The sequence below is a fragment of the Rhodococcus sp. UNC363MFTsu5.1 genome, from assembly GCF_000686785.1.
In the GTDB taxonomy this organism is placed as follows: Bacteria; Actinomycetota; Actinomycetes; order Mycobacteriales; family Mycobacteriaceae; genus Rhodococcus_G; species Rhodococcus_G maanshanensis.
The window spans coordinates 34021-56700 of the sequence record NZ_JMLO01000013.1 but is presented as its reverse complement, the minus strand read 5'-3'; the positions used below and the strand labels follow the sequence as shown (position 1 = coordinate 56700).

Below are 22680 nucleotides of genomic sequence, written 5' to 3'. Positions count from 1 at the left end.
GTGTGCATGCGCACTCTGGGATCGGCGGCCCGTACCGTCACCGAATTCCTCGTGCTGTGGCTGATATCGGCCGTGGCGCTGATGGTGATCGACGCGGTACTGCCCGGCGTCGAGCTGGCCAGTACCGGAGCCCCCGGTCCGCTCGGATCGGCTCCGAGCGCGCTCGCGCTGGCCCTGGTGTTCGGTCTGCTCAGCACGGTGCTCTGGCCACTGTTGCTGCGCGCCATGCTGTGGGTCGGACCGGCGCTGCTGTTCCTGTTCGCCTTCGTCGGGAGCGGCCTGATCATGCTGCTCTCGGTGCGCATCCTGCCGGTCGCCACGGCGGAGAGCGCGACCGACATCGTCATTCTCGCGGTGCTGTTGTCGCTGGTGAGCTCGACGGTGTCCGGTGCGATAGCTTCGCGGCGTGACGACACGTATCGCATGATGCTGGTGCGCCGTCAGCGTTTTCGCCTGCGTCGCAAGAGGTTGCCCGACGGTGTCTCGGATCGCCCGGGGCTGTTGTGCATCCAGATCGACGGGCTGGGCTACAAGGTGTTGCAGCGCGCGATGCGATCGGGGGTGGTCCCCCACCTCGCCGCGATGGTCCACGACGAGTCCCACCGCCTGATGCCATGGCACACCGACTGGAGCAGTCAGACCGGCGCCAGCCAGTTGGGGATCCTGCACGGCAGCAACCACAACGTGCCGGCATTCCGGTGGTATGACAAGGCCACGAAGAAGGTTGCGGTGTTCAGCAATCCGAGCGACAACGCCGAGCGCGAACGGGAGCGCGCGTCGATACCGGGGCTGCTCGCCGACGGGGGAGCGAGCCGCGGCAACCTGTTCTCCGGTGGCGCCGAGGACAACGTTCTGGTGGTCAGCAGGATGAAGGGCGCCCGGATGGGCGGCGGTGGCACCGGGTACGCGGACTACTTCATCGATCCGGCGAGCGCCGTCCGCACCTTCATCAGGCTGGTCGCCGAGGTGTTGCGCGAGATTCGCCAGGCCTGGCACCAGCGCAGACGGGACATCCGTCCGCGGGTACGCCGCGGCGGCATCTATCCGCTGGTGCGGGCCTTCACCACCGTCGTCGAGACCGATGTCGTGGTGGCCGCCGTGATCGGCGACATCATCAAGGGCCGCAACGTGATCTACGTAGACCTCGTCGGCTATGACGAGGTCTCGCACCATTCCGGGGTGGAGCGGCCGGAGACCCTCGCGGTGCTGCGCAAGCTCGATGCGGAGATAGGCATGATCGCCGCCGTCGCGGCGCAGGCCGACCGGCCGTACAACATCGTCGTCCTCTCGGACCACGGCCAGAGCCAGGGCGAGACGTTCAGCGACCGCTTCGGCGAGAACCTCGAGGCCCTGGTACTGCGCGAATGCGAGGCGAACCGGCCGCAGCCGCAGCACAGGCGGTGGCTGCACCACGACAAGGACATCCCGGACACAGGCGCGCAGGGACGCGGCGCGGAGGGCCTCGGGTACGCCACCGCGAGCCTGCGGGCCACGCCGCCGCCGGACCGGGTCACTGCGCCGCCCGAGCGGCCGGTGGTGCTCGCGTCCGGCAACGTCGGGCTGGTGAGCTTCCCGCTCGCAGCAGGCCGCGCGACGATGCGCTGGATCACCGAGCACCATCCGTCCCTGTTGCCCGCCCTCACCACTCATCCCGGGGTGGGGTTCATCCTCGTGGCCCGCGAGGGCAAGGGATCGATCGTGCTGGGCGCCCACGGCAGCATCGAGGTCGACACCGGATCCGTGGCGGGCCGGAACCCGTTGGCGGACTTCGGCCCCGGCACCCTCGAGCGGATCCGCAGGACCGACGGCTTCGACAACGTCGCCGACATCATGATCAACGGCCGGTACTGGCCCGACACCGGCGAGATCGCGGCGTTCGAGGAACAGGTCGGCTCGCACGGGGGACTCGGCGGTCCGCAGACCCGGCCGTTCCTGCTCTATCCCGCGCACCTGCCCGAGCCGCCCGACGAGTTGCACGGTGCGGAGCAGGTCCACCGGGTGCTGAGCGGCTGGCGCGACCTCCCGGCGGCAGAGGCTAGGGCCGGGCGCACTGTCGGCGGTCGATAGCCCGCTGCCGATCTTCATGCGGTGCTGCTCTTCGACTTCTGATTCCCGGGATCGGCACCTCTGATCCAAATACAGGTACCTCCCCCCGTCATCTTCCGGGTGTAATCAGCTCGGTCTCGACGAAGTATGGGGTGCGACACATTCGCCGACAGGTGCGCAGTGCACTGGCGAACCGCCTGATCCGAGGAGTACAGATGAAGATTCCGCTGTGGATCGGCGTCCCCACGATGCTTGCGCTCTCGGCTGCCGACTCGGCCCTCGAACTCCAGATCCGGGCTGTCGGTGCAATGACACGAACCGTCATGTGCTCGATGGGCGCCATCGGTCCTGAGCGGCCACCACTATGGGATGCCGAGAAAGCACGCGGAGACACCGAGGAGGCACCCGCCTCGCAGCTCGAGCGGTCAGGGATCGAGGACCTGCCGCTGCCGACGGGGTAGCGACGCCGGATATTCCCACGCACCCGGTCAGGAACGGCCCCATCCCGTCCCGTGGAACCAGCCCAGCTTCGTGACGACCACGTTGCCCGTCAGTTCGGTCTAGTGAAGAGCATCCAGAGACATGATCAATAATCTTGACTTCTCCCACGCCGCCCTCATCGACGCACCCGGTAGCTGGGTCAGGTGGGCTCGTTGCCGCCTCGGTGACCCAGACAGGATGTTCGTACGGGGCATGAGGAAACAACGAGAGGTCGCTGCGCTCTGCGAGCGCTGCCCTGTGGTCCTGCAGTGCGGCGCAGATGCCCTGGACAACCGCGTCGAATTCGGAGTCTGGGGAGGAATGCCGGAACGCGAACGGCGACACCTCATCCAACGTCACCCGCACGTCGCGTCGTGGGCCGACTTCATCGCAAAGAACCGACGCACGCGCTTCCGGAACTTCCTCGACGCGGTGGCCGGGTGACTGGTGTCAGCCGATTGCGCGTGACGCTACGGATCGGGGGTGCAGTACCCACCGATCCGATATCGCTGCGATCATCACCCGTGTGATCCTCGACGGTTGGTGGCAGAGGCGATTGAACAGCGGCACGCTGACCCTCGACGGGATCAGGTCGACTCAGGGGTTGCACCGTCCATCGACTGACGGAGCGCGTGCATGACACTGGCCAACGCCGGGGAGTCCGCACCGCCGGTGCGCACCACCCCGCACACCGGGATGCGCAGCCGGTTGTTGGCCTCGCGCATGAAGCAGAGTCCGGTTCGAGGTGTCTCGGCGGCCGTGCTGGCGTACAGCACGGTCCAGGCCCTCGGGTTGGTGATGACCTCGAGGGTCGCCGCGTGGTCGCTGGCGATCGAGGGCCCGAGGGAGACCCGGCGCCCGATCTCACGGAAGGCGTCCTCGACGACGGTGTGCAGCAGCACCTGACTGCTGCGCGGCGGGAGCAGCAACTGATACGGAGCGAGCTCGCCCAGCTCGACCGTCGAGAACGCGGACAGCGGGTGTCGGCGCGACGTCACGATCACCAGGTCGTCGACGCCGAGCGGCACCGTCTCCAGGCCGGGACGATCCGCCCGCCCGCGGATCAGGGCGATGTCCGCGTCGCCCGAGGCGACCGCGTCGATACGCTCGGTGAAGCTCTTGATCACGAACTCGATGTCCACGTCCGGATGCGACTCCCGCACGCGGGCGATCGCGTCGAGGCTCTGCGCCGCGAAGCTCATGTTCGCAGTGATCCGGATCCGGTTCCTCGGTTCGCGCACGACGGAGTACGCCTTGGTCTCCAGGCTCAGCACCTGCTGGGCGATGGGGATCAGCCGGGACCCGGCCGGGGTCAGCCGCACCACCCGGGTCGACCGCTCGAACAGCGGGGCGCCGAGCTCCTGCTCGAGCCGGGTGACCTGGTGGCTGACGGCGGATTGCGAGATGAAGCACCGCTTCGCGGCCCGGCTGAAGCTCAGCTCCTCGCTGACCGCCAGGAAGTAGCGCAGTTGCCGAAAGTCCATGCTCACATTCTATTCATTAGCAATCCAGATAAGAGAATTCTGGATACCCGGAGCTAGCTGGCGAAACACCGGATTGCATCCCTACGGTGTAACTCATACATCAGATCGAGCTGGAGGTTGTCGTGGCGGACGCAGGGATGGACCGGACCGAGGTCGTCATCGTGGGCTCGGGGTTCGGCGCGCTCGCGGCGGCGAAGAAGCTGGCGAAGGCCGGCACGCCGTTCGTCCTCATTTCCGAGACCACCGAGCACCTGTTCCAGCCGCTGCTCTACCAGGTGGCGACCGGCGTGCTCTCGGCGGGCGAGATCGCACCGTCCATCCGCGCGATCCTCGCGAAGTACCCGAACGCCGACGTCCGGCTCGGCCGGGTCGTGGATGTGCATCCCGACGCGAAGGAACTCGTCTACGAGGCCGCGGGCGAGCGGCACACCCTCGGCTACAACTTCCTGATCGCCGCAACGGGTGCGCGCCAGTCGTACTTCGGCCGCGACGAGTTCGCGAAGGTCACCTACGCGCTCAAGACCGTCAACGACGCGAAGCGGCTGCGTGACCAGATCGTGCGTTGCTTCGAGGAGGCGCACACCACCACCGATCCGGAGCGCGCCAAGAACCTGCTCAGCTTCATCGTGATCGGCGCGGGCGCGACCGGCGTCGAGCTCGCCGGTCAGATCAAGGAGCTCGCCGGCCGCTACTTCGAGCAGTCGATCCGCGGCATCACCGCCGACGACGTCACCGTCACCCTGGTCGAGGGCGCCGGTGTCGCGATGCCCGCGTACGGCGGCAAGCTCAGCGAGTACACGAAGGCCTCGCTGGAGAAGTCGGGCGTCGAGGTGGTGCTGAACACGCTGGTCACCGACATCGACGAACACGGCGCCACCTTCAAGGCGCACGGCAGCGAGGCCGGGGTGCGGCGCACCGCCGAGACCATCGTGTGGTCCGCTGGCGTGCAGGCCAACGACTTCGCGGGTGTGCTCGCCGAGCGCACCGGCTGCGACACGGATCGGGCTGGCCGACTGCTGGTGAACCCGGATCTGACGGTCGGTGGCCGCGCGGACATCTTCGCCGTCGGCGACATGACCTCGCTGAACAACCTGCCGGGGCAGTCCCCGGTGGCGATGCAGGGCGGACGCCACGTCGCCAGGACCGTGCTCGGCAAGACCCCGCGCGGTACCGCCTTCAAGTTCCGCGACAAGGGCTCGATGGCGATCATCAACCGCTTCCGTGCGGTGACGAAGGTCAAGAGCATCGAGCTCACCGGGTTCATCGCCTGGGTGCTGTGGCTGGCCGTGCACATGGTCTACCTGGTCGGGTTCCGCAACCGGTACATCGCGGTGATGTCCTGGTTCGGCTCGTTCCTCGGCCACCGGCGCCCGCACTTCCACTACGCGCAGGAGCCGTCGCCCGTGGGGGCCGTCGACGCCGACGACGAGGATGACAAGGTGTCGGTCGCCGCCTGACCGGGGGCGCGACCGTCGGGGTCGGACGCGCGGCGCAATAGGCTGAATGCGCCCGCGCGTCCCGACCGACGAAAGACAGTGATGGACACCACGTCTCCCGCCCGCCTCGGCGATCTCCGGACGAGCACGCAGCGCCGCACACTGATCGTGGTGGTGGCCTCGCAGATCCTCGGCGGCGCCGGGCTGGCCGCAGGCGTCACCGTCGGCGCCCTGCTCACCAAGGAGATGCTCGGGTCGAGCCGCTTCGCCGGCCTGTCCTCGGCCCTGTTCACCCTCGGGTCCGCGGCCGCGGCGCTGATCGTCGGGCGGGTCTCGCACCGGCTCGGCCGCCGGACCGGACTGAGCATCGGATACCTCGCGGGCGCGGCGGGCGGTGCCGGGGTGGTGCTCGCGGCCGTCACCGACAGCCTCCCGCTGCTGTTCGTGTCCATGTTCGTCTACGGATCCGGGACCGCGACCAACCTCCAGGCCCGGTACGCGGGCACCGACCTGGCCGAGCCCTCGCATCGGGGCCGGGCGGTCAGCACGATCATGGTCGCGACGACCTTCGGCGCGGTGGCGGGGCCGAACCTGGTGGAGGTCACGGGCGACCTCGCGGACGGGTGGGGCATCCCCGTGCTGGCGGGCCCCTTCATCCTGTCCTCGGCCGCCTTCGCCGCCGCGGGCATCTTCCTCTGGGCGTTCCTGCGACCCGATCCGCTGCGCGTCGCGCGACAGCTGCAGTCCGAGCCGGTCGTAATGGGCGAGGAAGCACCGCTCGAGCCAGACCGCGACATGCAGCGCCGGGGCATCCTCGTCGGCGCGACGGTGATGGTGGTGACGCAGATCGTGATGGTCGCGATCATGACCATGACCCCGATCCACATGATCGATCACGGACACGGCCTCGGACAGACCGGGATGGTCATCGCGATCCACGTCGCCGCCATGTTCCTGCCGTCGCCACTGACCGGCATGCTCGCCGACCGATACGGGCGGATCCCGGTTGTGGTCGCGGCCGGCGTCACCCTGCTCGCCGCCGGCATCCTCGCGGCCCTCGCACCCGCCGATTCCGTGGTGCTGCTCTCCGTCGCCCTTGCCCTGCTCGGGCTCGGCTGGAACTTCGGACTGATCAGTGGCACAGCCATTCTCACCGACTCGACCCCGCTCGCGACGCGGGCGCGAACCCAGGGTTCGGTCGACCTGTGCATCGCGCTCGCGGGCGCGGGCGGCGGCATCGTCAGCGGGATGGTGGTCGCATCGAGCAGCTTCGCCGTCCTCTCGTTGGGCGGGGGACTGATCGCGCTGGCGCTGATCCCCGTACTCGCGCTGAACCGCAGACAGACGCAGGCGACGCCGGAACCCATGCGGACCGGCACCGCGTCATGACCTCGGGCTGACCGCCGCCGCCCTCATGGCATCCGCAGCCGCGGCACCGGCGGGACCCAGCCGGGATCGCGGGTCGTGACCGCGAGCTCGTCGATCAGGTGGGTGGACCAGGCCAGGAGCCCCGCGATGTCGAGCGCGTGGGGCGGCCGGTCCTCGTACGACCCGACCAGGTCCCGCCCCCGCCGCAGCGACAGGGCCGCCGCCGGTTCGCCCCGGAGCGCCCGCTCCAGGCCGTCCGCCAGCTGCCACAGGCCCTGCCAGAGCTCCAGCTCCTCCGGCGGCGCGAGCGTCGATTCGGCCTCCAGCAGGTCCCGTGCCCGCGCGGGATCGCCGTGATCCATCAGCCGCTGCGATTCGGTGATCGCGGCGCCGAGGTCGAGCCGTGGCCCCCAGGAAACGTCGGCCATGTACCGAATCTAATCCCTCCGGCACGCGGCGACCAGGGGCCGCGGCGGCGTCATATGCCGGATCCAGAGTGTCACGAAAGGGTCCTGCGCAACCCGACAGGCGGGACATTGCAAGTGACCTTCGTCACATTCAGGTAACGAAACGGATACGTTTCGAGATGTTTAGATCTCGGTCGTGACCTGCGGGGGAGGCGCCGACGACCCCCGGATCTGGACGGGCGTCCGTACGTCGGGCCCGCCATCCGAGGGGTGCGATGCCCCCCGAACTGCGTCTACCGTCGCTTCCGGTTCACAAACGAGAACCACCACCGGCTCGCCCATCTTCGCGAACTGCCCAGCGGGATCCGGTCCGACGCAACACATCAGGGCAGTGACGAGGCCAACACCGCCGCGGGGCGAGACCCCGCCGCCGTGCCTCGGATGCAGAGAGGACCAATCACATGTCGATCAACCGTGCACGCAGCACCGCCACCAAGACCCTCGGCTGGATCGCCGCCACCGGCGCCCTCGTCGCCATCCCGATGGGACTGGCCGGCGGTACCGCCAACGCGGCAGGTCACAATTGGGACGCGGTCGCCCAGTGCGAGGCCAGCGGCAACTGGGCCACCGATACGAGCAACGGATTCTCCGGCGGCCTGCAGTTCACCCCGAGCACCTGGGCCGCATACGGCGGCAAGGGCCACGCCGCGAACGCCTCCCGCGAGGAGCAGATCCGCGTCGGCGAGAACGTGCTCGCGAGCCAGGGTCCCGGCGCGTGGCCCGTGTGCGGCCAGTACCTCTGACCGTTTCACCGCGGGCCCGCATTCCCGGTGGCGGGCCCGCGGGGGGATCGAAGCTCCGATTGCAGTCCTGATCCCGCCTCGACGAGGGCCTCGCCCGCACAACTCAAGGCACCCAGATCGACCTCCGTGGCCTCGAACGGCACACGCAACGCCGTGGCCGTGGCCCAGCCTCGACGCAAGAGACCCGCGTCGGTGCTCTCCGATTCGTCGCGGCGGTCCTGACTGAAGGTCACCATGATGTGGTGCCGATCGTGGCGATCGAGCTCAGCCTGGACCGCGCCGAAGGCAGCGAGACGGGCCGGGCGCAGGCCGCGAACCGATGACAGCGGGACATCGGGCATGTTCACGTTGAGCACGGTGCCCGGCTCGCCGCGCGTCATCACCCAATCGATCGCACGCCGGGCGATCGCGGAGGCCGTTTCCCAGTGCTCCGGTTGGACACTGTCGACAGACACGGCCATCGCCAGCGCTCCCTGACCTGCGCCGGTGAGCGCAGCACCGACCGTGCCGGAGTGCAGGATCGCATGGCCGGTGTTGGGACCGTGATTGATACCGGAGAGCACCAGATCCGGTGGCGGTCCGAACGCGCCGGACGACGCGACGAACACGATCAACGCCGGTGAGGCCTCGACCGCGGTCACCTCGACCTCGCGGATGGAGTCGAACCGTCTCGGGGCCACCACCAGCCGCCCGCCCGTTTCCAGCGCGGTGAGCGCGGCGCTGGAACCGCTCCGGTCGACATTCGGGGCGGCAACGACCACATCGAGTCCCGCGGCGACCGCGACGCGGGTGAGCACCTCGATCCCGACGCTGTCGACACCGTCGTCGTTCACGACCAGCGCTCTCATCGTTGGGAGACCCGCCTGACCTCGACGGTGGCCGCGAACCTCGTGATCACCTCTCGCTGCCCGGACCCGAGACCCCGCCGGGTCACGTTCAGTGCGCCCGCTGCGGCACCGAGTGTTAGCGCGTCGCGCATGTCTGCCCCGGCCGCCAGGGCAACGGCGATTCCGGCGGTCATCGAATCTCCCGCGCCCCGGTGGTCCACCGTTCGCAGGGGTGGAGGCGCCACCTCCCACAACTGACCGCCGGTCAGGGCGAGAGCGGCGTCGCCCGCACGGGACACGACGACGGTCTCGGCGCCCTCATCGGACAGTCGTTCCATCGCGGCGGCGAGCGAGCCGATGTCCCCGGACGCCGCGAACCCGCCCTCGATCAGGTCCTCGTGACTGACCTTCAGTACCGTCAACCCGCCGCGCAGCGCGGCGGACAGGGTGGCCCCTGACAGATCGGCGATCACCGGAATCCCGAGCGCCCTCAGATCACCGACCAGCCGGGTGTAGACCTCGTCGGGCACCACGCTGCCCGACCGGCTACCGGCGAGCACGGCGACGTTCGACGACATGCCCTCTCCGAGGGCGGTGCCGTACAGGTCGTCCGCCTCGTGTCGGGACAGACCGGTCGGATCGATCTCGGTCACGACCACCCTCGTCCCACCGCGACGATCGTGGATGTATGCGCCGTTCTGACCGGCGACCGGCACGCCACAGACACCGATGCCCTCCCTGGCGATCAGATCGGCCAGTATTGCGCCCGTTTCGCCACCGAACGGGCCGCACAACCGCACGGCGAACCCAAGGATCAGCGCCATCCGGCCGATCCAGAAGCCCTGGCCGCCCGCATGAACGTGCAGCTCAGCCCCACCATCGGGACGGGACTCGATCGTGATCGTCAGCAGGGGGTCTGGAGCGAAAACGAACACCGGACGTTCCTCGCCCTGGCCTTCTTCACCGGCAGCCATGGGCGACCCTCACGAATCCACGCGGACGCCCCGACGATCAGGATCTTTCGTCCCGGTCGGGTGGCGAGAACTTCTGCGTGGCATCGGGATCGATGGCGTCGGCCCGTTCGACCCGTGCATCGAGTTCCTCGCGCGACTTCGCGGCTTCGCCCCCTCGCGCCTGGGCGCGTTCCTTCAGTCGCGCGGACTCTGCCCGCTTCGCGTCGGCTTCGGCCTCCGCCATCCGGGCACGGGCAGCGGTCTCCGCGGCGAGTGCCTCCTGCTGTCCGACCTCGTGGGACTGCTCGGCGGCCCGGTCGCGGATCTCCGCCGCCTCGGTGCGCCGATGTTGTGTCCGTGCCCTTCGAGCGAACCAGAGCGCGGCCGCCAACAGCACGACGACCACCGCGATCACGATGATCCAGACGACCACATCGTTGTCCATGTCGGTTCTCCTCCTCTTACTCGCTCCCGCGGCCTGGGCGGGAGCCGAAACGGCCTCACTATGACGCCGCCTTCTTCGTCGAGCGCGTCTTCCGCTGTCGCCCACCCTTGGTGGCGGCCTTCGCGGACCCTCCTCGCGACCTTCCGCCACCGGCCCGTGTGCGTTTGGAAGTCTTCGCCTTGGCGCCCGAGGCCGACTTCGTCCCGCGAGACTTCCTCGCATCCACGCTGGCGGTCAGGGCGTCGATGAGCGAGGAAACGTCCTCGTCGGTCTCCGTAGCCGTCGTCGGCGGCTCGGTCACCTCGTCGCCTGCGACCTTCGCCTCGATCAGCGAGCCTGCCATCGCCCTTTCCTTCGGCTTCACCTGCGGCGCATCCTTTTCCAGGAAAGCGAAGTCAGGCATGCGGACCTCGTCGGGCCACCGCATGGTGTTCACCATGATGACGTCGCCGTAGACACGGAGCACCGCGAGGGATTCGCGCTGCCGGATCGCGATCTTCGACACCGCGACCTGGCCGGACTTGTGCAACGCATCGCGCAGCGTGACGTACGGCTTGACGGCAGATTGTTGCGGCTCGAGGAAGTAGCTCTTGTCGAAGTAAATCGGATCGATCGACTCGAGTGGCACGAACTCCACCACCTCGACGGTCTTGGCGCCGGACAGCGGGAGTGCGCCGAAATCCTCATCGGTGAGGATCACGACGCCGTCGTCGGTCTCGAAGCCTCGCGCGATCTCCTCATAGGGCACCTCGACGTCCTCGAGGGTGCAGACCCGTTGATAACGGATCCTCCCGCCGTCGGCCGCATGCACCTGGTGCAGGGGGACATCCTTGTCCCCGGTCGCCGCGTAGAGGCTGACCGGGATCGCGACGAGCCCGAACGTCACCGTGCCCTTCCAGATGGAGCGCACACCGTCATCCTCTCCACACAGTCATCGCCCACGCCTGCCCGCCCTCGATCCCAGGATTGCCCGTCGTGGCCCCGCCGAAACACGCAGGACGGCACGCGACGGTCTGGATCCGAATCGGTTTCGGCATCCGCCCGGAGGGGAATACTCGAGTCATGAGCAGCCGGAAACGACTGGCGCACGACAGTGCGGACTTCGATGTGAGCAACGAACCCGGGTTCCGGCGCTACATCGAGGCGGTTTCCGCCGCGGTCGGGGCAGATCTGGAGCAGGTGCACTTCACGTTCTGCGCAGAGGGACCGGAGTCAGAGGCGTACATCGCGGTGCCCAGACAGCCCGATGCCTTCCGTGGGCGCGAGGTCGCGTTGCTCTGGGTGCCATCGGGCGGATGGCAGCTCGCCGTCGAGACCTCCTCGACCGAGGACATGATCATCCTCGGTAGCACTACAGGAAGTCCGGTTCCTCAGCCGAGTGCGGTGCGGGCGCTGTGCGAGGACTACCTGCACCCGGGGCCGCGATGACCGGCCGACGTCACTCGACGGTGAGCATGTCGCCGGCGCGGGTGACCGCGTAGCCGGCCAGGGCCTCGCGGGCCGGAGTCCTGACCACCGAGCCGTCGGCGATCGAGAAGCGGCTGCCGTGGCAGGCGCAGTTGATGGTGCCGTCGCTGACCTCGGACACGATGCAGCCCTGGTGCGTGCACACCGCCGCGAACGCCCGAAAGACGCCCGGTTCGGGCTGGGTGAGGACCAGCTGATGCTCGGCCAGGACGATCCCGCCACCGACCGGGACCTCGGAAACTGCGATCCGCGCGGGCTCGGAGCTCGTGCCCTTGCCGACGGCGGCCACCCCGGTGCTGCAGCCGGCGACGGCAAGGCATCCCGTGGCGCAGGTTGCGGCCAGGAAGGCCCGACGGGGCATCGCCACCGCCTGATCGACATCGCTCATGCGGGAACCACCAATCCGGTCAGGTACATCAGCAGGATTCCTGCGCCGATTCCGGCCAGGACCACCGGGTCGACGGCCGCTCGATCCGGACCGCGCAGGGACGGCGCGATCTGGACGATCACCTGGATGATCGCGCCGACACCGACACCGAGCAACAGCGCGGAGACCTCGCCGTTGCTGACCCCCGCGCCGAGGACGGCCCCGAGGATCGCGGGCGCCCCGGCGAGGAACCCGAGTCCCAGCAGGATAAGCAGGGGAGTGCGCCGTCCGGTCAGCGGGGCGACGATGGCCAGTCCCTCGGTGGTGTTGTGCAGGGTGAACCCGATCACCAGGAACGCGCCGAGCGCGAGCTCACCGACCGCATAGGCGGATCCGATGGCAAGGCCCTCGCCGAGATTGTGCAGCCCGATGCCGGCCGCGATCATCGCAGACAGGCGCAGCCCGGACGCTCCCGCGCCAGCCTGCCTGGCACGCAGGAACCGGTCGATTCCCATCAAGGCCAGGAAGGCGACCGCCGCCCCGAGGACGACGAGGGTGACGCCACCGAACGCCCCACCAGCAGCCGCCGCCAGCTCGAACCCCTCGCCTGCGCCGTCGAAGGCGAGGAAGGCGAGCAGGCCGACCGTGAGAGCGAGCACGAACCGGACCGCGCGGGCGCCTGCCCGACGCAGCACCGGCAGCAACAGCATGCCGAGCAGGACCGGGATGACCCCCACGTAGGTGCCCAGCAGCGCCATCGTGCCGAAGAACGCCATCCCGGGTTCCGGAGTGGGTACGGCGGCTGGGATCTCGTGCTCGATGACCAGCCCGGTGTTCGTCAGCATCGAGACCAGGTAGGGCTGACCGGTGATCCACGGGTAGTCGAAGGTGATCGTCTCGGACTGCAGCCGTCCGATCGACTCCTCGGCCCCGGCGAGGTTGACGTAGGCATCGTTGACGAAGGCCTGTGCGATGGTCACCGGGTCCGGCCCGACATTGCGCACGGTCAGGACGATCTGTCCCGGTTCGAGAACGGTCCGTTCGACCGCGATGTCCTCGATCGGAGGGCCCGCGCGCTCCGGCAGGCTCTGCCCGGCCAGCAGTGCCAGCGCCGCGAGGGCCACCGCGATGATCGCGACGACACCCGCGCCCCGGCTCCACGCGCCCGCGCGGGTCATCTCGGTGCCGTCGACGCCGGTCTCGTCCGGCGCCGGTCGCGGTGGTGTGTTCGTCACTCGGTCACCTCGAAGAATCCCATCCAGCCCAGGTCGGCGAACTCGGTCTTGTGGGCGTGGAACATGTACCGACCCGGATGCGGGAAGCGCATCTCGCAGATCCCGCGCTGGCCCTGCCCCTGGACGATCGTGTCCGTGAACTCGGCCGGCTCGAGCCGCGTCCCGGTGGGGAAGTAGTCGAAGAAGTTGCCGTGCACGTGGAAGCTGTTGATCGGGTCGTACTCGAGGACGTTGACCAGGTAGATGCGCACCAGCTCGCCCCGTTTCACCTGCACCGGCTCGTGCATGTAGTGGAACGGGATGCCGTTCACGGCGTAGAGCTGATTGCCCTCGCCGTCGAAGGTGGTGTTGTACCCGTGCATGACCATCACCATCTCGTCGGCGGGCGGGCGCCCCTGCGCGGGATCGATGATGAAGGTGCCGTACATGCCGCGCGCGATGTGCTCGGCCAGCGGGCTGACGTGACAGTGGTAGAGGTGCACCCCGAACGGGGTGGCGTCGAACTCGTAGGTGAAGGAGGCGCCGGGTTCGATGATGCCTCGCCCCACTCCGGGGATCCCGTCCATCTCTGCCGGGTGGATGCCGTGGAAGTGCATCGTGTGCGGGTGCTCGGACCCGTTGGTGAAGCGCACCCGGAGCCGGTCTCCCTCCCGGCACCGCAGCGCTGGCCCGGGCACCCGCGAGTTGAAGGTCCACGCCGGGAAGTACACCCCCGGCGCGATCTCGATCTCCTCGTCGCTGGCGAACACCTCCCACTCGCGCAGCGTGCGCCCGTCCGGCAATACCGAGGTCGTGCCGTAGTCGAAATCGCGCAACACCGCGGTCGGGTCGAACCCGTTCGCCGCGTGGTCGACCTGTTGGCCGAGACGGAACGTGGCCCCACTCTCTCCGCCCCCGTGACCGGCGACCGCCGTGCCGTGCGCATGCCCGCCTGCGACCCCGGATCCGTGGCCGCCGGGATGCGGCGACGCGGACGCCTCCTGCTGCCTACCCGCTCCCAGCAACAGCCCAGCCGAACCCGCCAGCGCCCCTCCGAGCAGCAGCTGACGCCGCGACGGCGCGCTCACCGAGCCGCCCTCGATCGGGGCGACCGGGGTTGTGCGCGCAATACTTCGCTTGATCACATCACAAAGTTTGTCATACCGAACTTAAGTGTTCATACGCTCCTCATTGTGTTCCGCGGGCGATCGATACAGGCTGTTATGAATACAGATCTTTCTGTATCATTTCCGCATGGACACGCTGATGAACAGTGACGCGCTGTCGCGGTTCGGATATGCACTGTCGGACTCGACGCGGTCGCAGATCCTCCTGAGCCTGCGCGATGCGCCCGGATACCCGTCCGATCTCGCCGACAAGATCGGCGTCTCGCGACAGATCCTGTCCAACCATCTCGCATGTCTGCGCGGCTGCGGCCTCGTGGTCGCGGTCCGAGAGGGCCGCCGCAGCCGGTATGAACTGGCGGATCCGCGGATCGCAAGGGCGCTCGAGGACCTGGTCGGTCTCGCACTCGCGGTCGATCCGACCTGCTGCCCCGATGCCGCGATCGAGGACAGCTGCTAGCGCGGCTGCGATTGCTGTGACTGACCACACCGAGTGAACAGGAGACCCCCGATGTGCGCCATCACCCCACCCACGCGGGCACTGTACGACCTCGAGATGACCGCGGGCCGGACCGCGCCCACCACGCTGGACCGGTGGCGACACCTCGAACGCGCACACATCATTTCGCAGCCGTACCCCTGGTTGCACACCCGAAATCATGCCGCGATGCTCGCACTCGCGCTGACCCAGCGGGACCGGAGCGAGGCACTCGGCCAGGTCGTCAGAATCATCGTGGCCGCCCCTGGCTCGCTGTCCGGGCGCTACCCGGAGGGGAACACCGGGCGCGCATCCGTGGGACTCACGACCCCCATGCGCGTCCCTGACGACCTGGCCGAGATCGTCGCATCAGAGTGAACGACCAGCCGGGCTCGCCGCGCATCGGGCACGCGCCGCCGAGCGGCGCCCTTGCCGAGTACGTCGAGCGCTATTGGTGGTGCACAACCACGGGGGGCGGGTCGTTGCCCGACGTCTGGCCGGGCACCGGCGCCGAACTGTGGATCCATCTGCGCGGCCAGGTCACCGCGCGCTCCTCGGGCCCTGTCACGCCGATCCGGCTGCCCGCCGCGCACCTGGTCTGCCTGCGGCGCACCCACTGGTCGCTCACACCGCCCCCGGGCGGAGCGGCCATTCTCGCGGTTCGTTTCCGGGCCGGGTCGCTGCGGCGACTGCTACCTGCGGGTGTCGAGGAGGTGGCCGACGCGGCGGTGTCCGCCGAAGACGCGTGGCAGAACGCCGGACGGCGGCTGGCCGACACGGTCCGTTCGGCGCCGACGGGACCGATGCGCATCGCGGCCATGGACCGGGCGCTGCGCGCCCTGGTCGCCAACCGCCCGCGCGAGCGTGCGGGCGAGGCCGGCGTCATCGCCGCGGCAGACCTCGTCTATAGGCGCCGAGGGGCCGTGCGCATCGATCACCTGGCGGCCGAGACCGGCATGAGCGCGCGGCAGCTGCAGAGACGCTTCCCGCCTGCCGTCGGAGTCGGTCCCAAGGAGTTCCAACGACTGACCCGAATTCAGCACGCCGCGCGGACACTGCTGCTGCAGGACGAACCGCGCTACCTGGCCACGGCGCTCGACGGCGGGTTCTACGACCAGAATCACTTCATCCGCGAGTTCCGCCAGTTCACCGGGCGCACGCCCGCCGCGGTCCTCGGGCGCGGGATGTCGCATTTCTACTATGAGTCGGCCGCCATACCGAGCCAGGGTTGACCTGTCACGACCCCGACCGAAAGGCGACTACATGACCATGGTCACCGCGATCCTGAACCCCAAGCCCGGCCACGCCGACGCGCTCATCGCCGCGCTGCACGAGGTGGCCGAGCACACCCGCCGCGAGGCGGGGGTGCTCGCGTACGCGATCGGCAGGCGCGAGGACGGGAGCCTCGTCGTCGCCGAGCAGTACATCGACCGCGATGCCTGCGACGTGCACTTCGCGGCGCCGTACGTGAGCGGCCTGCTGGCCCGGTTCCCCGAACTACTGGACGGCGATCCCCAGGTCGAGTTCGCGGAGACCGTCTCCTCGTTCGTCTCCTGATACCTCGCCCGACCCGGCCCGGGGCGCCCGACGGGGCGCCCCGGATCAGCCGATGTGATGTGACTCACACGAAAAGCAGGCATGTATCCAGGTAGTCCGACCGTTGTCGCGTACCCATACCGGCGGGCACTGTGACGTGCACGGGGCGAAGGCTACGAAGGTGAGGTTTCCACGATGCACCAACACCAACAGCGACCCCCTCGCGTCGCGTATCTGTCCGGCGAGATCGACCGGCGAGGCGCTCGCGTCGTGCGAGGTGAGGTGTCCGAGGAACACCGCCGGCTCCACGCCTCCGAGGCAGGGAGGTCACGATGATGTGGAGCCCCTGCGCATACGCGAGGCGTTGGCCTGAGTTGTGGGAGCCGTTGAGCGAATCGGATCGGTGGGTGCTGTCGCAGACGCTGGCCGACGACGCGTCCGAGGACGTGAGCCGCGAGGAGGTCGCGGATCTGGCCCGCTATCTGACCGGCAACATCACGGCCGACGAGTACGAGCTGCGGGCCGAGTGGCGACTGGTCGGCACGGACCCTGTGCAGCTCGATCACAGCACGATCGACCCACGCCGTCTCGAGACCGTCGCCTGATCCGTCCCGTCACGGCGACCGCAGGGGGGCGCTCGGACGCGACGCTGGGCGAACGCCTGCGGTGCTAGGCAACTCCGGCCCGACGTGCCACCATCGTGAGGTGACCAGCAGACCCGCCGAGCCACAGCGTCTTCGTGACCTCGCCCGGCTGCGCGGTGTCCGCGACCGGATCGACCGGGAGTACGCGCAGCCGCTGAATGTCGAGGCGCTCGCCCGCGACGCGCACATGTCGGCCGGGCATCTCAGCCGTCAGTTCCGGCTCGCGTACGGCGAGTCGCCGTATTCCTACCTGATGACCCGGCGCATCGAGCGCGCGATGGCGATGTTGCGTCTCGGCGACCTGAGCGTCACCGAGGTCTGCTTCGCGGTCGGCTGCTCGTCACTGGGCACCTTCAGTACACGATTCACCGAATTGGTCGGTATGCCGCCGAGCGCCTACCGGGACCAGACGCGACCCGAAGGGGAGATGCCGTCGTGCGTCGCGAAGCAGGTGACCAGACCGATCAGGAATCGAGAAGCGCAGGCGGTGACACCCCAATTAGCGTGAGTGCCATGGACATCAGAATTCATTCGGCTTTCCTCCCACACAACGACCGCGACGCCGCCATCACCTTCTACCGCGACACCCTCGGCTTCGAGGTCCGCAAGGAGGTCGGCTACAACGGGATGTACTGGATCACGGTCGGCCACCCGGACCAGCCCGACACCTCCCTCGTCCTGCACCCGCCCGCCGCCGATCCAGGCGTCACCGACGACGAGCGCCGCATGATCACCGAGATGATGGCAAAGGGAACCTACGCGATCCTCACGCTGGCCACTCCCGACCTGGACGACACCTTCGCGAAGCTGGTGGCGAACGGCGCGGACATCGTCCAGGAACCGATCGATCAGCCGTACGGCATACGCGACTGCGCCGTGCGAGACCCCGCAGGAAACCTCCTCCGAATCAACGAGGTGCGCTGACATGACGTCCATCAAGCCGCTGACCACGATCGAATCCCTCACCCTCGAAGTACCGGATCCCACGGCCGCCGAGGCCTTCTACGCCGCCTTCGGCGTCGGCGAACACATCGGCGTGCGCGCCGCGGAGGCGCCGACGACCGGATTCCGCGCCTACACACTCTCGCTCGTGGTGTCCCGGCCGAACATCGTCGACGCTTTCATCGGGGCCGCGCTCGACGGCGGCGCCACCCCACTGAAGCCGGCCAAGAAGGGGTTCTGGGGCTACGGCGGCGTCGTGCAGGCCCCGGACGGCGCGATCTGGAAGGTTGCGACGTCGTCGAAGAAGAACGACGGACCGGCCACCCGGCAGATCGATGACATCGTGTTGTTGCTCGGCGTCGAGGACGTCAAGGCGAGCAAGCAGTTCTACGTCGACCGCGGGCTGGAGGTGGGAAAGAGCTTCGGCCGCAAGTACGTCGAGTTCGCCACCGCGCCGTCGACGATCAAGCTGGCGCTCTACGGGCGCCGTGCCCTCGCGAAGGACGCAGGGGTGTCCCCGGACGGAAACGGATCGCACCGAATCATCCTCGGCAGCGATGCCGGCCCCTTCACCGACCCGGACGGGTTCGCGTGGGAGACCGCCTCCGCGTGAGGCTTGATCGGGTGGGCGCAAGGACCACGGCCGCGACGGCGGCCCGACAGAGAGAGGCACGATGAGCACCACCACCAGGACCGCCGCGCAGTCGCCCGAGCTGCACGCCGCCGACAGCCACGATCTGATCCGCGTGACCGGCGCGCGCGAGAACAACCTCAAGGACATCAGCGTCGAGCTCCCGAAGCGGCGGCTGACGGTGTTCACCGGTGTCTCCGGCTCGGGCAAGAGTTCGCTGGTGTTCAGCACGATCGCCGCGGAGTCACAGCGGATGATCAACGAGACCTACAGCTCCTTCGTGCAGGGTTTCATGCCCAGCCAGGCACGGCCTGAGGTCGACGTACTGGAGGGTCTGACGACGGCGATCATCGTCGACCAGGAACGGATGGGATCGAATCCCCGCTCCACGGTCGGCACCGCCACCGACGCCAACGCGATGCTGCGCATCCTCTTCAGCCGGCTCGGGCAGCCGCACATCGGCTCGCCCCAGGCGTTCTCCTTCAATGTCGCCTCCATCAGCGGCGCTGGCGCGGTCACCATGGAAAAGGGCGGCCGGGAGGTGAAGGAGCGTCGCAGCTTCAGCATCACCGGCGGCATGTGTCTGCGCTGCGAGGGCAGGGGCAACGTCTCCGACTTCGACCTGACCGCGCTGTATGACGACGGCAAGTCGCTCAACGAGGGTGCGCTGACGATCCCCGGATACAGCATGGACGGTTGGTACGGTCGCATCTTCCGCGGCTGCGGATACTTCGACCCCGACAAGCCGATCGCGAAGTTCACCAAGAAGCAGTTGAACGATCTGCTCTACAAGGAACCGACCCGAATCAAGGTCGAGGGCGTCAACGTGACGTACGAGGGCCTGATCCCGAAGATCCAGAAGTCGTTCCTGTCCAAGGACGTCGACGCGATGCAGCCGCACATCCGCGCCTTCGTCGAGCGCGCGATCACGTTCACCATCTGCCCCGAGTGCGACGGCACCCGGCTCACCGAGGCGGCTCGATCCTCGAAGGTCGCGGGCATCAGCATCGCCGACGCCTGCTCGATGCAGATCAGCGATCTGGCCGACTGGGTCAGGGGCCTCGACGAACCGTCGGTGGCGCCGCTGCTGACGGCGCTGCGGCACCTGCTCGACTCGTTCGCGGACATCGGGCTGGGGTACCTGTCGCTGGACCGACCGGCGGGCACGCTGTCGGGCGGCGAGGCGCAGCGCACCAAGATGATCCGCCACCTCGGCTCGTCGCTCACCGACGTCACCTATGTGTTCGACGAGCCGACCATCGGCCTGCACCCGCACGACATCGAGCGGATGAACGCCCTGCTCCTGCAGCTGCGCGACAAGGGCAACACCGTGCTCGTGGTGGAGCACAAGCCGGAGACCATCGTGATCGCCGACCATGTCGTCGACCTCGGCCCCGGCGCGGGCACGGCGGGCGGCACCGTCTGCTTCGAGGGCACCGTGGAGGGGTTGCGGGGGAGTGACACCACGACCGGCCGTCACCTCGACGACCGGGCGGCAGTCAAGGAATCGGTGCGCTCCTCGTCCGGTGCGCTGGAGATCCGCGGCGCATCGTCGCACAACCTCCAGGGCGTGGACGTCGACATCCCGCTCGGGGTGCTCTGCGTGGTCACAGGCGTCGCGGGCTCCGGCAAGAGCTCACTGATCGACGGCTCGGTGTCCCGACGGGACGGGGTGGTGTCGATCGACCAGGGCGCCATCAAGGGCTCCCGGCGCAGCAACCCCGCGACCTACACCGGTCTGCTCGATCCGATCCGCAAGGCGTTCGCGAAGGCCAACGGTGTGAAGCCGGCGCTCTTCAGTTCCAACTCCGAGGGCGCCTGCCCCACCTGCAACGGTGCGGGCATCATCTACACCGATCTGGGCGTCATGGCGACCGTCGAATCCCCCTGCGAGGAGTGCGAGGGGAAGCGGTTCCAGGCGGCGGTGCTCGAGTACACGCTCGGCGGCAGGAACATCGCCGAGGTGCTTGCCATGCCGGTGGCGGAGGCCGAGGAGTTCTTCGGTGCCGGCGAGGCGCGGATCCCGGCGGCGCACAAGATCCTGCAGCGGCTCGCCGACGTCGGGCTCGGCTACCTCAGCCTCGGACAGCCCCTCACCACGCTGTCCGGCGGCGAGCGGCAGCGGCTCAAGCTGGCCACCGCCATGGCCGAGAAGGGCGAGGTCTATGTCCTCGACGAGCCGACCACCGGCCTGCACCTCGCCGATGTCGAGCAGTTGCTCGGCCTGCTGGACCGGCTCGTCGACTCCGGCAAGTCGGTCATCGTCATCGAACACCACCAGGCGGTGATGGCGCACGCCGACTGGATCGTCGACCTCGGCCCCGGCGCGGGCCACGACGGCGGCCGGATCGTCTTCGAGGGCACTCCCGCCGACCTCGTCGCCGCCCGCTCCACGCTCACCGGCGAGCATCTCGCGGCCTACGTCGGCGCCTGACCGGGGCCGCCCGCCGACCCGACACCGCGCGAACGCTATCTCCGCGCGGTGTCGGGTCGGCGATCGCCGTCAGACAGCCCCGCCCCAGAAGTCGGCGAGCACCTGCGTCAGCTCCTCGGGCTTCTCCTCGTTCGGCGTGTGCGCGGCCCCCGCGATCACCTCGAACCGCACGCCGAGACGGGAGGCCGCGTCGGCCTGCATGTCCAGCGGGATGATGTCGTTCTCGCCCGCGACGACGAGGATCGGCAGGCCGGTCGCGGCCAGTTCCTCGACTCGGTCCGGCTCGGCGCTCATGGTGAGGGCGATGCCGGCGATGTTCGCGGTCCTGGTGGCCATGATGCGGTTGTAGAGGAACTCCTTGACCGGCGCCGGGAAGATCTCCTCGAATGCTCCGAACATGGCCTTCCACAGCGCCTCGTTGCCGCCCGCCCACAGCAACTCCGGGATCTGGGCCATGTCGACGCCCGTTCCGATGTCCCGGCCGTTCGGCGGCGAGTCGAGGATCACGTAGTCCAGGAATCGTTTCGGGTCGTTCAGCACGGCGGCCCTGGTGACGAGGCCGCCGAAGCTGTGTCCGAGGAGGTGAACCTTCTCACCGGGCGCGACCTGGTCGAGCACCTCGGCGAGGTCGAGAGCGAACTTGGCGATCGTGTACTCGCCGACCGCATCCCTGCCGTCCGGCCCGTCCGAGTCGTACTGGCCGAGCTGCGAGTACGAGATCAGGCGGTAGCCCGCTGCGGTGACGAACGGCGCCATCGGGAGGAAGTCCTCCCGGGAGCCGGTGAAGCCCGGGACCATGACGACGGTCCCCTTGGCCTCCACACCCACCTCGGGCGTCGCCTCGAAGTAGGACAGCTGGCCGCGCGAGATCGTGATGCGGGACAGATTGACGGTCATGCGGGCTCCTTAATTACCAAGTGATTAGTAGGTTACTTCCACCCCGCGGACGAGACGCCGACCGCCGCGCTCCGACCCTGCGTGTTGACATTCGTCAACATTGGGATGGAGGGCGGATACGCTCGCCCCGTGGACCACGAGGAGAGCAGCTATCGATACTCGTTCATCACTCCGCTACTTCCGACCACCGTGGAGAAACGGATCCGCGATGATCTCGGCGCCACGGTGACCGTTCACGGACACCTCAATGTCGTCACCGTGATCGGCTCCGCATACAGGCGCGCAGTGGCGGGCATGAGGCTCGCCGAAGCCCTCGCCGAACGGGGCGTCGCCGCAGAACGAACGCAGCCCGACCTCGTGAATCGCCGGATGATCGCCGAGCGTGCCCGCTGCACCAGGCAGGCCGTGGCACTCTGGGTGACAGGGCAGCGGCACCAACATGATCCGTTCCCCCTGCCCGTCACGCTGATCCCGGGGGAGACCTGGGCGTGGGCCGAGGTCAATTCCTGGCTCGGCCGCAACGGATACCCCCACGAGACCGACTGCACCATCCCGGGGCTCGAGGACTACGCGCGACTCGACGCGCACCTGCTGTCCCACCGGGACGAGTACCGCGAGATCGCCGCGGCCGCCCGCAGGAATCGCGCCTAGGGCCACGACGCCTCGAGGTCATTCCATCACCGTGACGCAATGGGGT

At 68.5% G+C, this 22680-nt stretch carries 27 protein-coding genes; 17 read left to right on the top strand and 10 right to left on the bottom strand.

What is annotated here, in order from left to right; all coding sequences use genetic code 11:
- Positions 1-6: 6 nt before the first annotated feature.
- The 3 genes from BR31_RS0112920 (at position 7) to BR31_RS28480 (ending at position 2970) form a co-directional block, all read left to right on the top strand.
- Complete coding sequence (locus BR31_RS0112920) at positions 7-2067, top strand: phage holin family protein (protein WP_027501336.1); 2061 nt, start codon at positions 7-9, stop codon at positions 2065-2067.
- Between the two features lie 194 nt (positions 2068-2261).
- Positions 2262-2507, top strand: coding sequence for a hypothetical protein (locus tag BR31_RS0112915; RefSeq protein ID WP_156042470.1), 246 nt, complete (start codon positions 2262-2264; stop codon positions 2505-2507).
- Positions 2508-2628: 121 nt separating this feature from the next.
- Complete coding sequence (locus BR31_RS28480; RefSeq protein ID WP_037176512.1) at positions 2629-2970, top strand: WhiB family transcriptional regulator; 342 nt, start codon at positions 2629-2631, stop codon at positions 2968-2970.
- 143 nt (positions 2971-3113) lie between these two features.
- Here the strand turns inward: BR31_RS28480 and BR31_RS0112905 are convergent, their stop codons facing one another.
- On the bottom strand, positions 3114-4010 hold the full coding sequence (locus BR31_RS0112905; protein ID WP_027501334.1) for a LysR family transcriptional regulator: 897 nt from the start codon (positions 4008-4010) through the stop codon (positions 3114-3116).
- 137 nt (positions 4011-4147) lie between these two features.
- On the opposite strand from BR31_RS0112905, the gene BR31_RS0112900 reads away from it, so the two are divergent.
- A complete protein-coding gene (locus tag BR31_RS0112900) occupies positions 4148-5467 on the top strand; it encodes an NAD(P)/FAD-dependent oxidoreductase (protein WP_027501333.1) in 1320 nt (439 codons plus the stop codon).
- A gap of 81 nt (positions 5468-5548) precedes the next feature.
- On the top strand, positions 5549-6835 hold the full coding sequence (locus BR31_RS28475) for an MFS transporter (protein ID WP_156042469.1): 1287 nt from the start codon (positions 5549-5551) through the stop codon (positions 6833-6835).
- A 23-nt stretch (positions 6836-6858) separates the two neighbouring features.
- Here BR31_RS28475 and BR31_RS28470 read toward each other — a convergent pair whose 3' ends face one another.
- Positions 6859-7242 (bottom strand): DUF309 domain-containing protein, encoded by a 384-nt coding sequence (locus BR31_RS28470; RefSeq protein ID WP_051637366.1) that lies wholly within the window; start codon positions 7240-7242, stop codon positions 6859-6861.
- Between the two features lie 440 nt (positions 7243-7682).
- On the opposite strand from BR31_RS28470, the gene BR31_RS32220 reads away from it, so the two are divergent.
- Complete coding sequence (locus BR31_RS32220; RefSeq protein ID WP_037176510.1) at positions 7683-8024, top strand: transglycosylase family protein; 342 nt, start codon at positions 7683-7685, stop codon at positions 8022-8024.
- A 5-nt stretch (positions 8025-8029) separates the two neighbouring features.
- Here the strand turns inward: BR31_RS32220 and surE are convergent, their stop codons facing one another.
- From surE to ku, 4 genes are read right to left on the bottom strand one after another with little or no spacing between them, the layout of a single operon-like run.
- On the bottom strand, positions 8030-8872 hold the full coding sequence (gene surE / locus BR31_RS28465; protein ID WP_081830449.1) for a 5'/3'-nucleotidase SurE: 843 nt from the start codon (positions 8870-8872) through the stop codon (positions 8030-8032).
- Positions 8869-9825 carry a PfkB family carbohydrate kinase gene (locus BR31_RS0112875; RefSeq protein ID WP_027501331.1) on the bottom strand — a complete coding sequence of 319 codons (957 nt, stop codon included), beginning with the start codon at positions 9823-9825 and terminating at the stop codon, positions 8869-8871. Before BR31_RS0112875 ends, surE begins: the two co-directional genes overlap by 4 nt.
- Before the next feature lie 37 nt (positions 9826-9862).
- Positions 9863-10249 (bottom strand): hypothetical protein, encoded by a 387-nt coding sequence (locus BR31_RS28460; RefSeq protein WP_051637365.1) that lies wholly within the window; start codon positions 10247-10249, stop codon positions 9863-9865.
- A gap of 58 nt (positions 10250-10307) precedes the next feature.
- Positions 10308-11159, bottom strand: a complete 852-nt coding sequence (ku, locus tag BR31_RS28455) for a non-homologous end joining protein Ku (RefSeq protein ID WP_037176507.1) — start codon at positions 11157-11159, stop codon at positions 10308-10310.
- Positions 11160-11311: 152 nt separating this feature from the next.
- Here ku and BR31_RS28450 point away from each other — a divergent pair, with 152 nt between their 5' ends.
- Positions 11312-11677 (top strand): DUF6292 family protein, encoded by a 366-nt coding sequence (locus BR31_RS28450; RefSeq protein ID WP_051637364.1) that lies wholly within the window; start codon positions 11312-11314, stop codon positions 11675-11677.
- A 10-nt stretch (positions 11678-11687) separates the two neighbouring features.
- On the opposite strand, the gene BR31_RS0112855 is transcribed toward BR31_RS28450, so the two are convergent.
- Genes BR31_RS0112855 through BR31_RS0112845 form a run of 3 tightly spaced genes read right to left on the bottom strand, consistent with a single transcriptional unit; the run spans position 11688 to position 14439 of the window.
- Entirely contained in the window at positions 11688-12104 is a 417-nt protein-coding gene (locus BR31_RS0112855) for a Rieske (2Fe-2S) protein (protein ID WP_027501330.1), read from the bottom strand.
- Complete coding sequence (locus BR31_RS0112850) at positions 12101-13261, bottom strand: ZIP family metal transporter (protein WP_051637377.1); 1161 nt, start codon at positions 13259-13261, stop codon at positions 12101-12103. Before BR31_RS0112850 ends, BR31_RS0112855 begins: the two co-directional genes overlap by 4 nt.
- 53 nt (positions 13262-13314) lie before the next feature.
- Positions 13315-14439, bottom strand: coding sequence for a multicopper oxidase domain-containing protein (locus tag BR31_RS0112845; protein ID WP_442970211.1), 1125 nt, complete (start codon positions 14437-14439; stop codon positions 13315-13317).
- A 112-nt stretch (positions 14440-14551) separates the two neighbouring features.
- Between BR31_RS0112845 and BR31_RS0112840 the strand changes: the two genes are divergently transcribed.
- The 9 genes from BR31_RS0112840 to BR31_RS0112800 all read left to right on the top strand — a co-directional run bounded on the left by BR31_RS0112840 (position 14552) and on the right by BR31_RS0112800 (position 21086).
- Positions 14552-14881, top strand: coding sequence for an ArsR/SmtB family transcription factor (locus tag BR31_RS0112840; RefSeq protein WP_027501327.1), 330 nt, complete (start codon positions 14552-14554; stop codon positions 14879-14881).
- 51 nt (positions 14882-14932) lie between these two features.
- Complete coding sequence (locus BR31_RS0112835; protein WP_027501326.1) at positions 14933-15277, top strand: DUF3703 domain-containing protein; 345 nt, start codon at positions 14933-14935, stop codon at positions 15275-15277.
- Positions 15274-16131, top strand: coding sequence for a helix-turn-helix domain-containing protein (locus tag BR31_RS30610; RefSeq protein WP_027501325.1), 858 nt, complete (start codon positions 15274-15276; stop codon positions 16129-16131). The genes BR31_RS0112835 and BR31_RS30610 overlap by 4 nt, the downstream gene beginning before the upstream one ends.
- 31 nt (positions 16132-16162) lie before the next feature.
- Complete coding sequence (locus BR31_RS28440; protein WP_051637363.1) at positions 16163-16456, top strand: putative quinol monooxygenase; 294 nt, start codon at positions 16163-16165, stop codon at positions 16454-16456.
- Between the two features lie 365 nt (positions 16457-16821).
- Positions 16822-17040 carry a hypothetical protein gene (locus BR31_RS0112820; RefSeq protein WP_156042468.1) on the top strand — a complete coding sequence of 73 codons (219 nt, stop codon included), beginning with the start codon at positions 16822-16824 and terminating at the stop codon, positions 17038-17040.
- 100 nt (positions 17041-17140) lie between these two features.
- Positions 17141-17587, top strand: a complete 447-nt coding sequence (locus BR31_RS0112815; protein WP_027501323.1) for a helix-turn-helix transcriptional regulator — start codon at positions 17141-17143, stop codon at positions 17585-17587.
- A gap of 5 nt (positions 17588-17592) precedes the next feature.
- On the top strand, positions 17593-18003 hold the full coding sequence (locus tag BR31_RS0112810; protein WP_037176547.1) for a VOC family protein: 411 nt from the start codon (positions 17593-17595) through the stop codon (positions 18001-18003).
- A gap of 1 nt (position 18004) precedes the next feature.
- Positions 18005-18634 (top strand): VOC family protein, encoded by a 630-nt coding sequence (locus BR31_RS0112805; RefSeq protein ID WP_197023607.1) that lies wholly within the window; start codon positions 18005-18007, stop codon positions 18632-18634.
- Positions 18635-18695: 61 nt separating this feature from the next.
- Entirely contained in the window at positions 18696-21086 is a 2391-nt protein-coding gene (locus tag BR31_RS0112800; protein ID WP_027501320.1) for an ATP-binding cassette domain-containing protein, read from the top strand.
- 69 nt (positions 21087-21155) lie between these two features.
- Here BR31_RS0112800 and BR31_RS28435 read toward each other — a convergent pair whose 3' ends face one another.
- Positions 21156-21983 carry an alpha/beta fold hydrolase gene (locus BR31_RS28435; RefSeq protein WP_051637362.1) on the bottom strand — a complete coding sequence of 276 codons (828 nt, stop codon included), beginning with the start codon at positions 21981-21983 and terminating at the stop codon, positions 21156-21158.
- A gap of 129 nt (positions 21984-22112) precedes the next feature.
- On the opposite strand from BR31_RS28435, the gene BR31_RS28430 reads away from it, so the two are divergent.
- On the top strand, positions 22113-22634 hold the full coding sequence (locus tag BR31_RS28430; RefSeq protein ID WP_051637361.1) for a hypothetical protein: 522 nt from the start codon (positions 22113-22115) through the stop codon (positions 22632-22634).
- Positions 22635-22680: the final 46 nt, after the last annotated feature.

What these genes read in the sequence shown, in the direction of transcription:
- BR31_RS0112920 (WP_027501336.1), top strand. Translation starts at nt 7, where the DNA reads ATGCGCACTCTGGGATCGGCGGCCCGTACCGTCACCGAATTCCTCGTG.
- BR31_RS0112915 (WP_156042470.1), top strand. Translation starts at nt 2,262, where the DNA reads ATGAAGATTCCGCTGTGGATCGGCGTCCCCACGATGCTTGCGCTCTCG.
- BR31_RS28480 (WP_037176512.1), top strand. Translation starts at nt 2,629, where the DNA reads ATGATCAATAATCTTGACTTCTCCCACGCCGCCCTCATCGACGCACCC.
- BR31_RS0112905 (WP_027501334.1), bottom strand. Translation starts at nt 4,010, where the DNA reads ATGGACTTTCGGCAACTGCGCTACTTCCTGGCGGTCAGCGAGGAGCTG.
- BR31_RS0112900 (WP_027501333.1), top strand. Translation starts at nt 4,148, where the DNA reads ATGGACCGGACCGAGGTCGTCATCGTGGGCTCGGGGTTCGGCGCGCTC.
- BR31_RS28475 (WP_156042469.1), top strand. Translation starts at nt 5,549, where the DNA reads ATGGACACCACGTCTCCCGCCCGCCTCGGCGATCTCCGGACGAGCACG.
- BR31_RS28470 (WP_051637366.1), bottom strand. Translation starts at nt 7,242, where the DNA reads ATGGCCGACGTTTCCTGGGGGCCACGGCTCGACCTCGGCGCCGCGATC.
- BR31_RS32220 (WP_037176510.1), top strand. Translation starts at nt 7,683, where the DNA reads ATGTCGATCAACCGTGCACGCAGCACCGCCACCAAGACCCTCGGCTGG.
- surE (WP_081830449.1), bottom strand. Translation starts at nt 8,872, where the DNA reads ATGAGAGCGCTGGTCGTGAACGACGACGGTGTCGACAGCGTCGGGATC.
- BR31_RS0112875 (WP_027501331.1), bottom strand. Translation starts at nt 9,825, where the DNA reads ATGGCTGCCGGTGAAGAAGGCCAGGGCGAGGAACGTCCGGTGTTCGTT.
- BR31_RS28460 (WP_051637365.1), bottom strand. Translation starts at nt 10,249, where the DNA reads ATGGACAACGATGTGGTCGTCTGGATCATCGTGATCGCGGTGGTCGTC.
- BR31_RS28450 (WP_051637364.1), top strand. Translation starts at nt 11,312, where the DNA reads ATGAGCAGCCGGAAACGACTGGCGCACGACAGTGCGGACTTCGATGTG.
- BR31_RS0112855 (WP_027501330.1), bottom strand. Translation starts at nt 12,104, where the DNA reads ATGAGCGATGTCGATCAGGCGGTGGCGATGCCCCGTCGGGCCTTCCTG.
- BR31_RS0112850 (WP_051637377.1), bottom strand. Translation starts at nt 13,261, where the DNA reads ATGACCCGCGCGGGCGCGTGGAGCCGGGGCGCGGGTGTCGTCGCGATC.
- BR31_RS0112840 (WP_027501327.1), top strand. Translation starts at nt 14,552, where the DNA reads ATGGACACGCTGATGAACAGTGACGCGCTGTCGCGGTTCGGATATGCA.
- BR31_RS0112835 (WP_027501326.1), top strand. Translation starts at nt 14,933, where the DNA reads ATGTGCGCCATCACCCCACCCACGCGGGCACTGTACGACCTCGAGATG.
- BR31_RS28440 (WP_051637363.1), top strand. Translation starts at nt 16,163, where the DNA reads ATGACCATGGTCACCGCGATCCTGAACCCCAAGCCCGGCCACGCCGAC.
- BR31_RS0112810 (WP_037176547.1), top strand. Translation starts at nt 17,593, where the DNA reads ATGGACATCAGAATTCATTCGGCTTTCCTCCCACACAACGACCGCGAC.
- BR31_RS0112805 (WP_197023607.1), top strand. Translation starts at nt 18,005, where the DNA reads ATGACGTCCATCAAGCCGCTGACCACGATCGAATCCCTCACCCTCGAA.
- BR31_RS0112800 (WP_027501320.1), top strand. Translation starts at nt 18,696, where the DNA reads ATGAGCACCACCACCAGGACCGCCGCGCAGTCGCCCGAGCTGCACGCC.
- BR31_RS28435 (WP_051637362.1), bottom strand. Translation starts at nt 21,983, where the DNA reads ATGACCGTCAATCTGTCCCGCATCACGATCTCGCGCGGCCAGCTGTCC.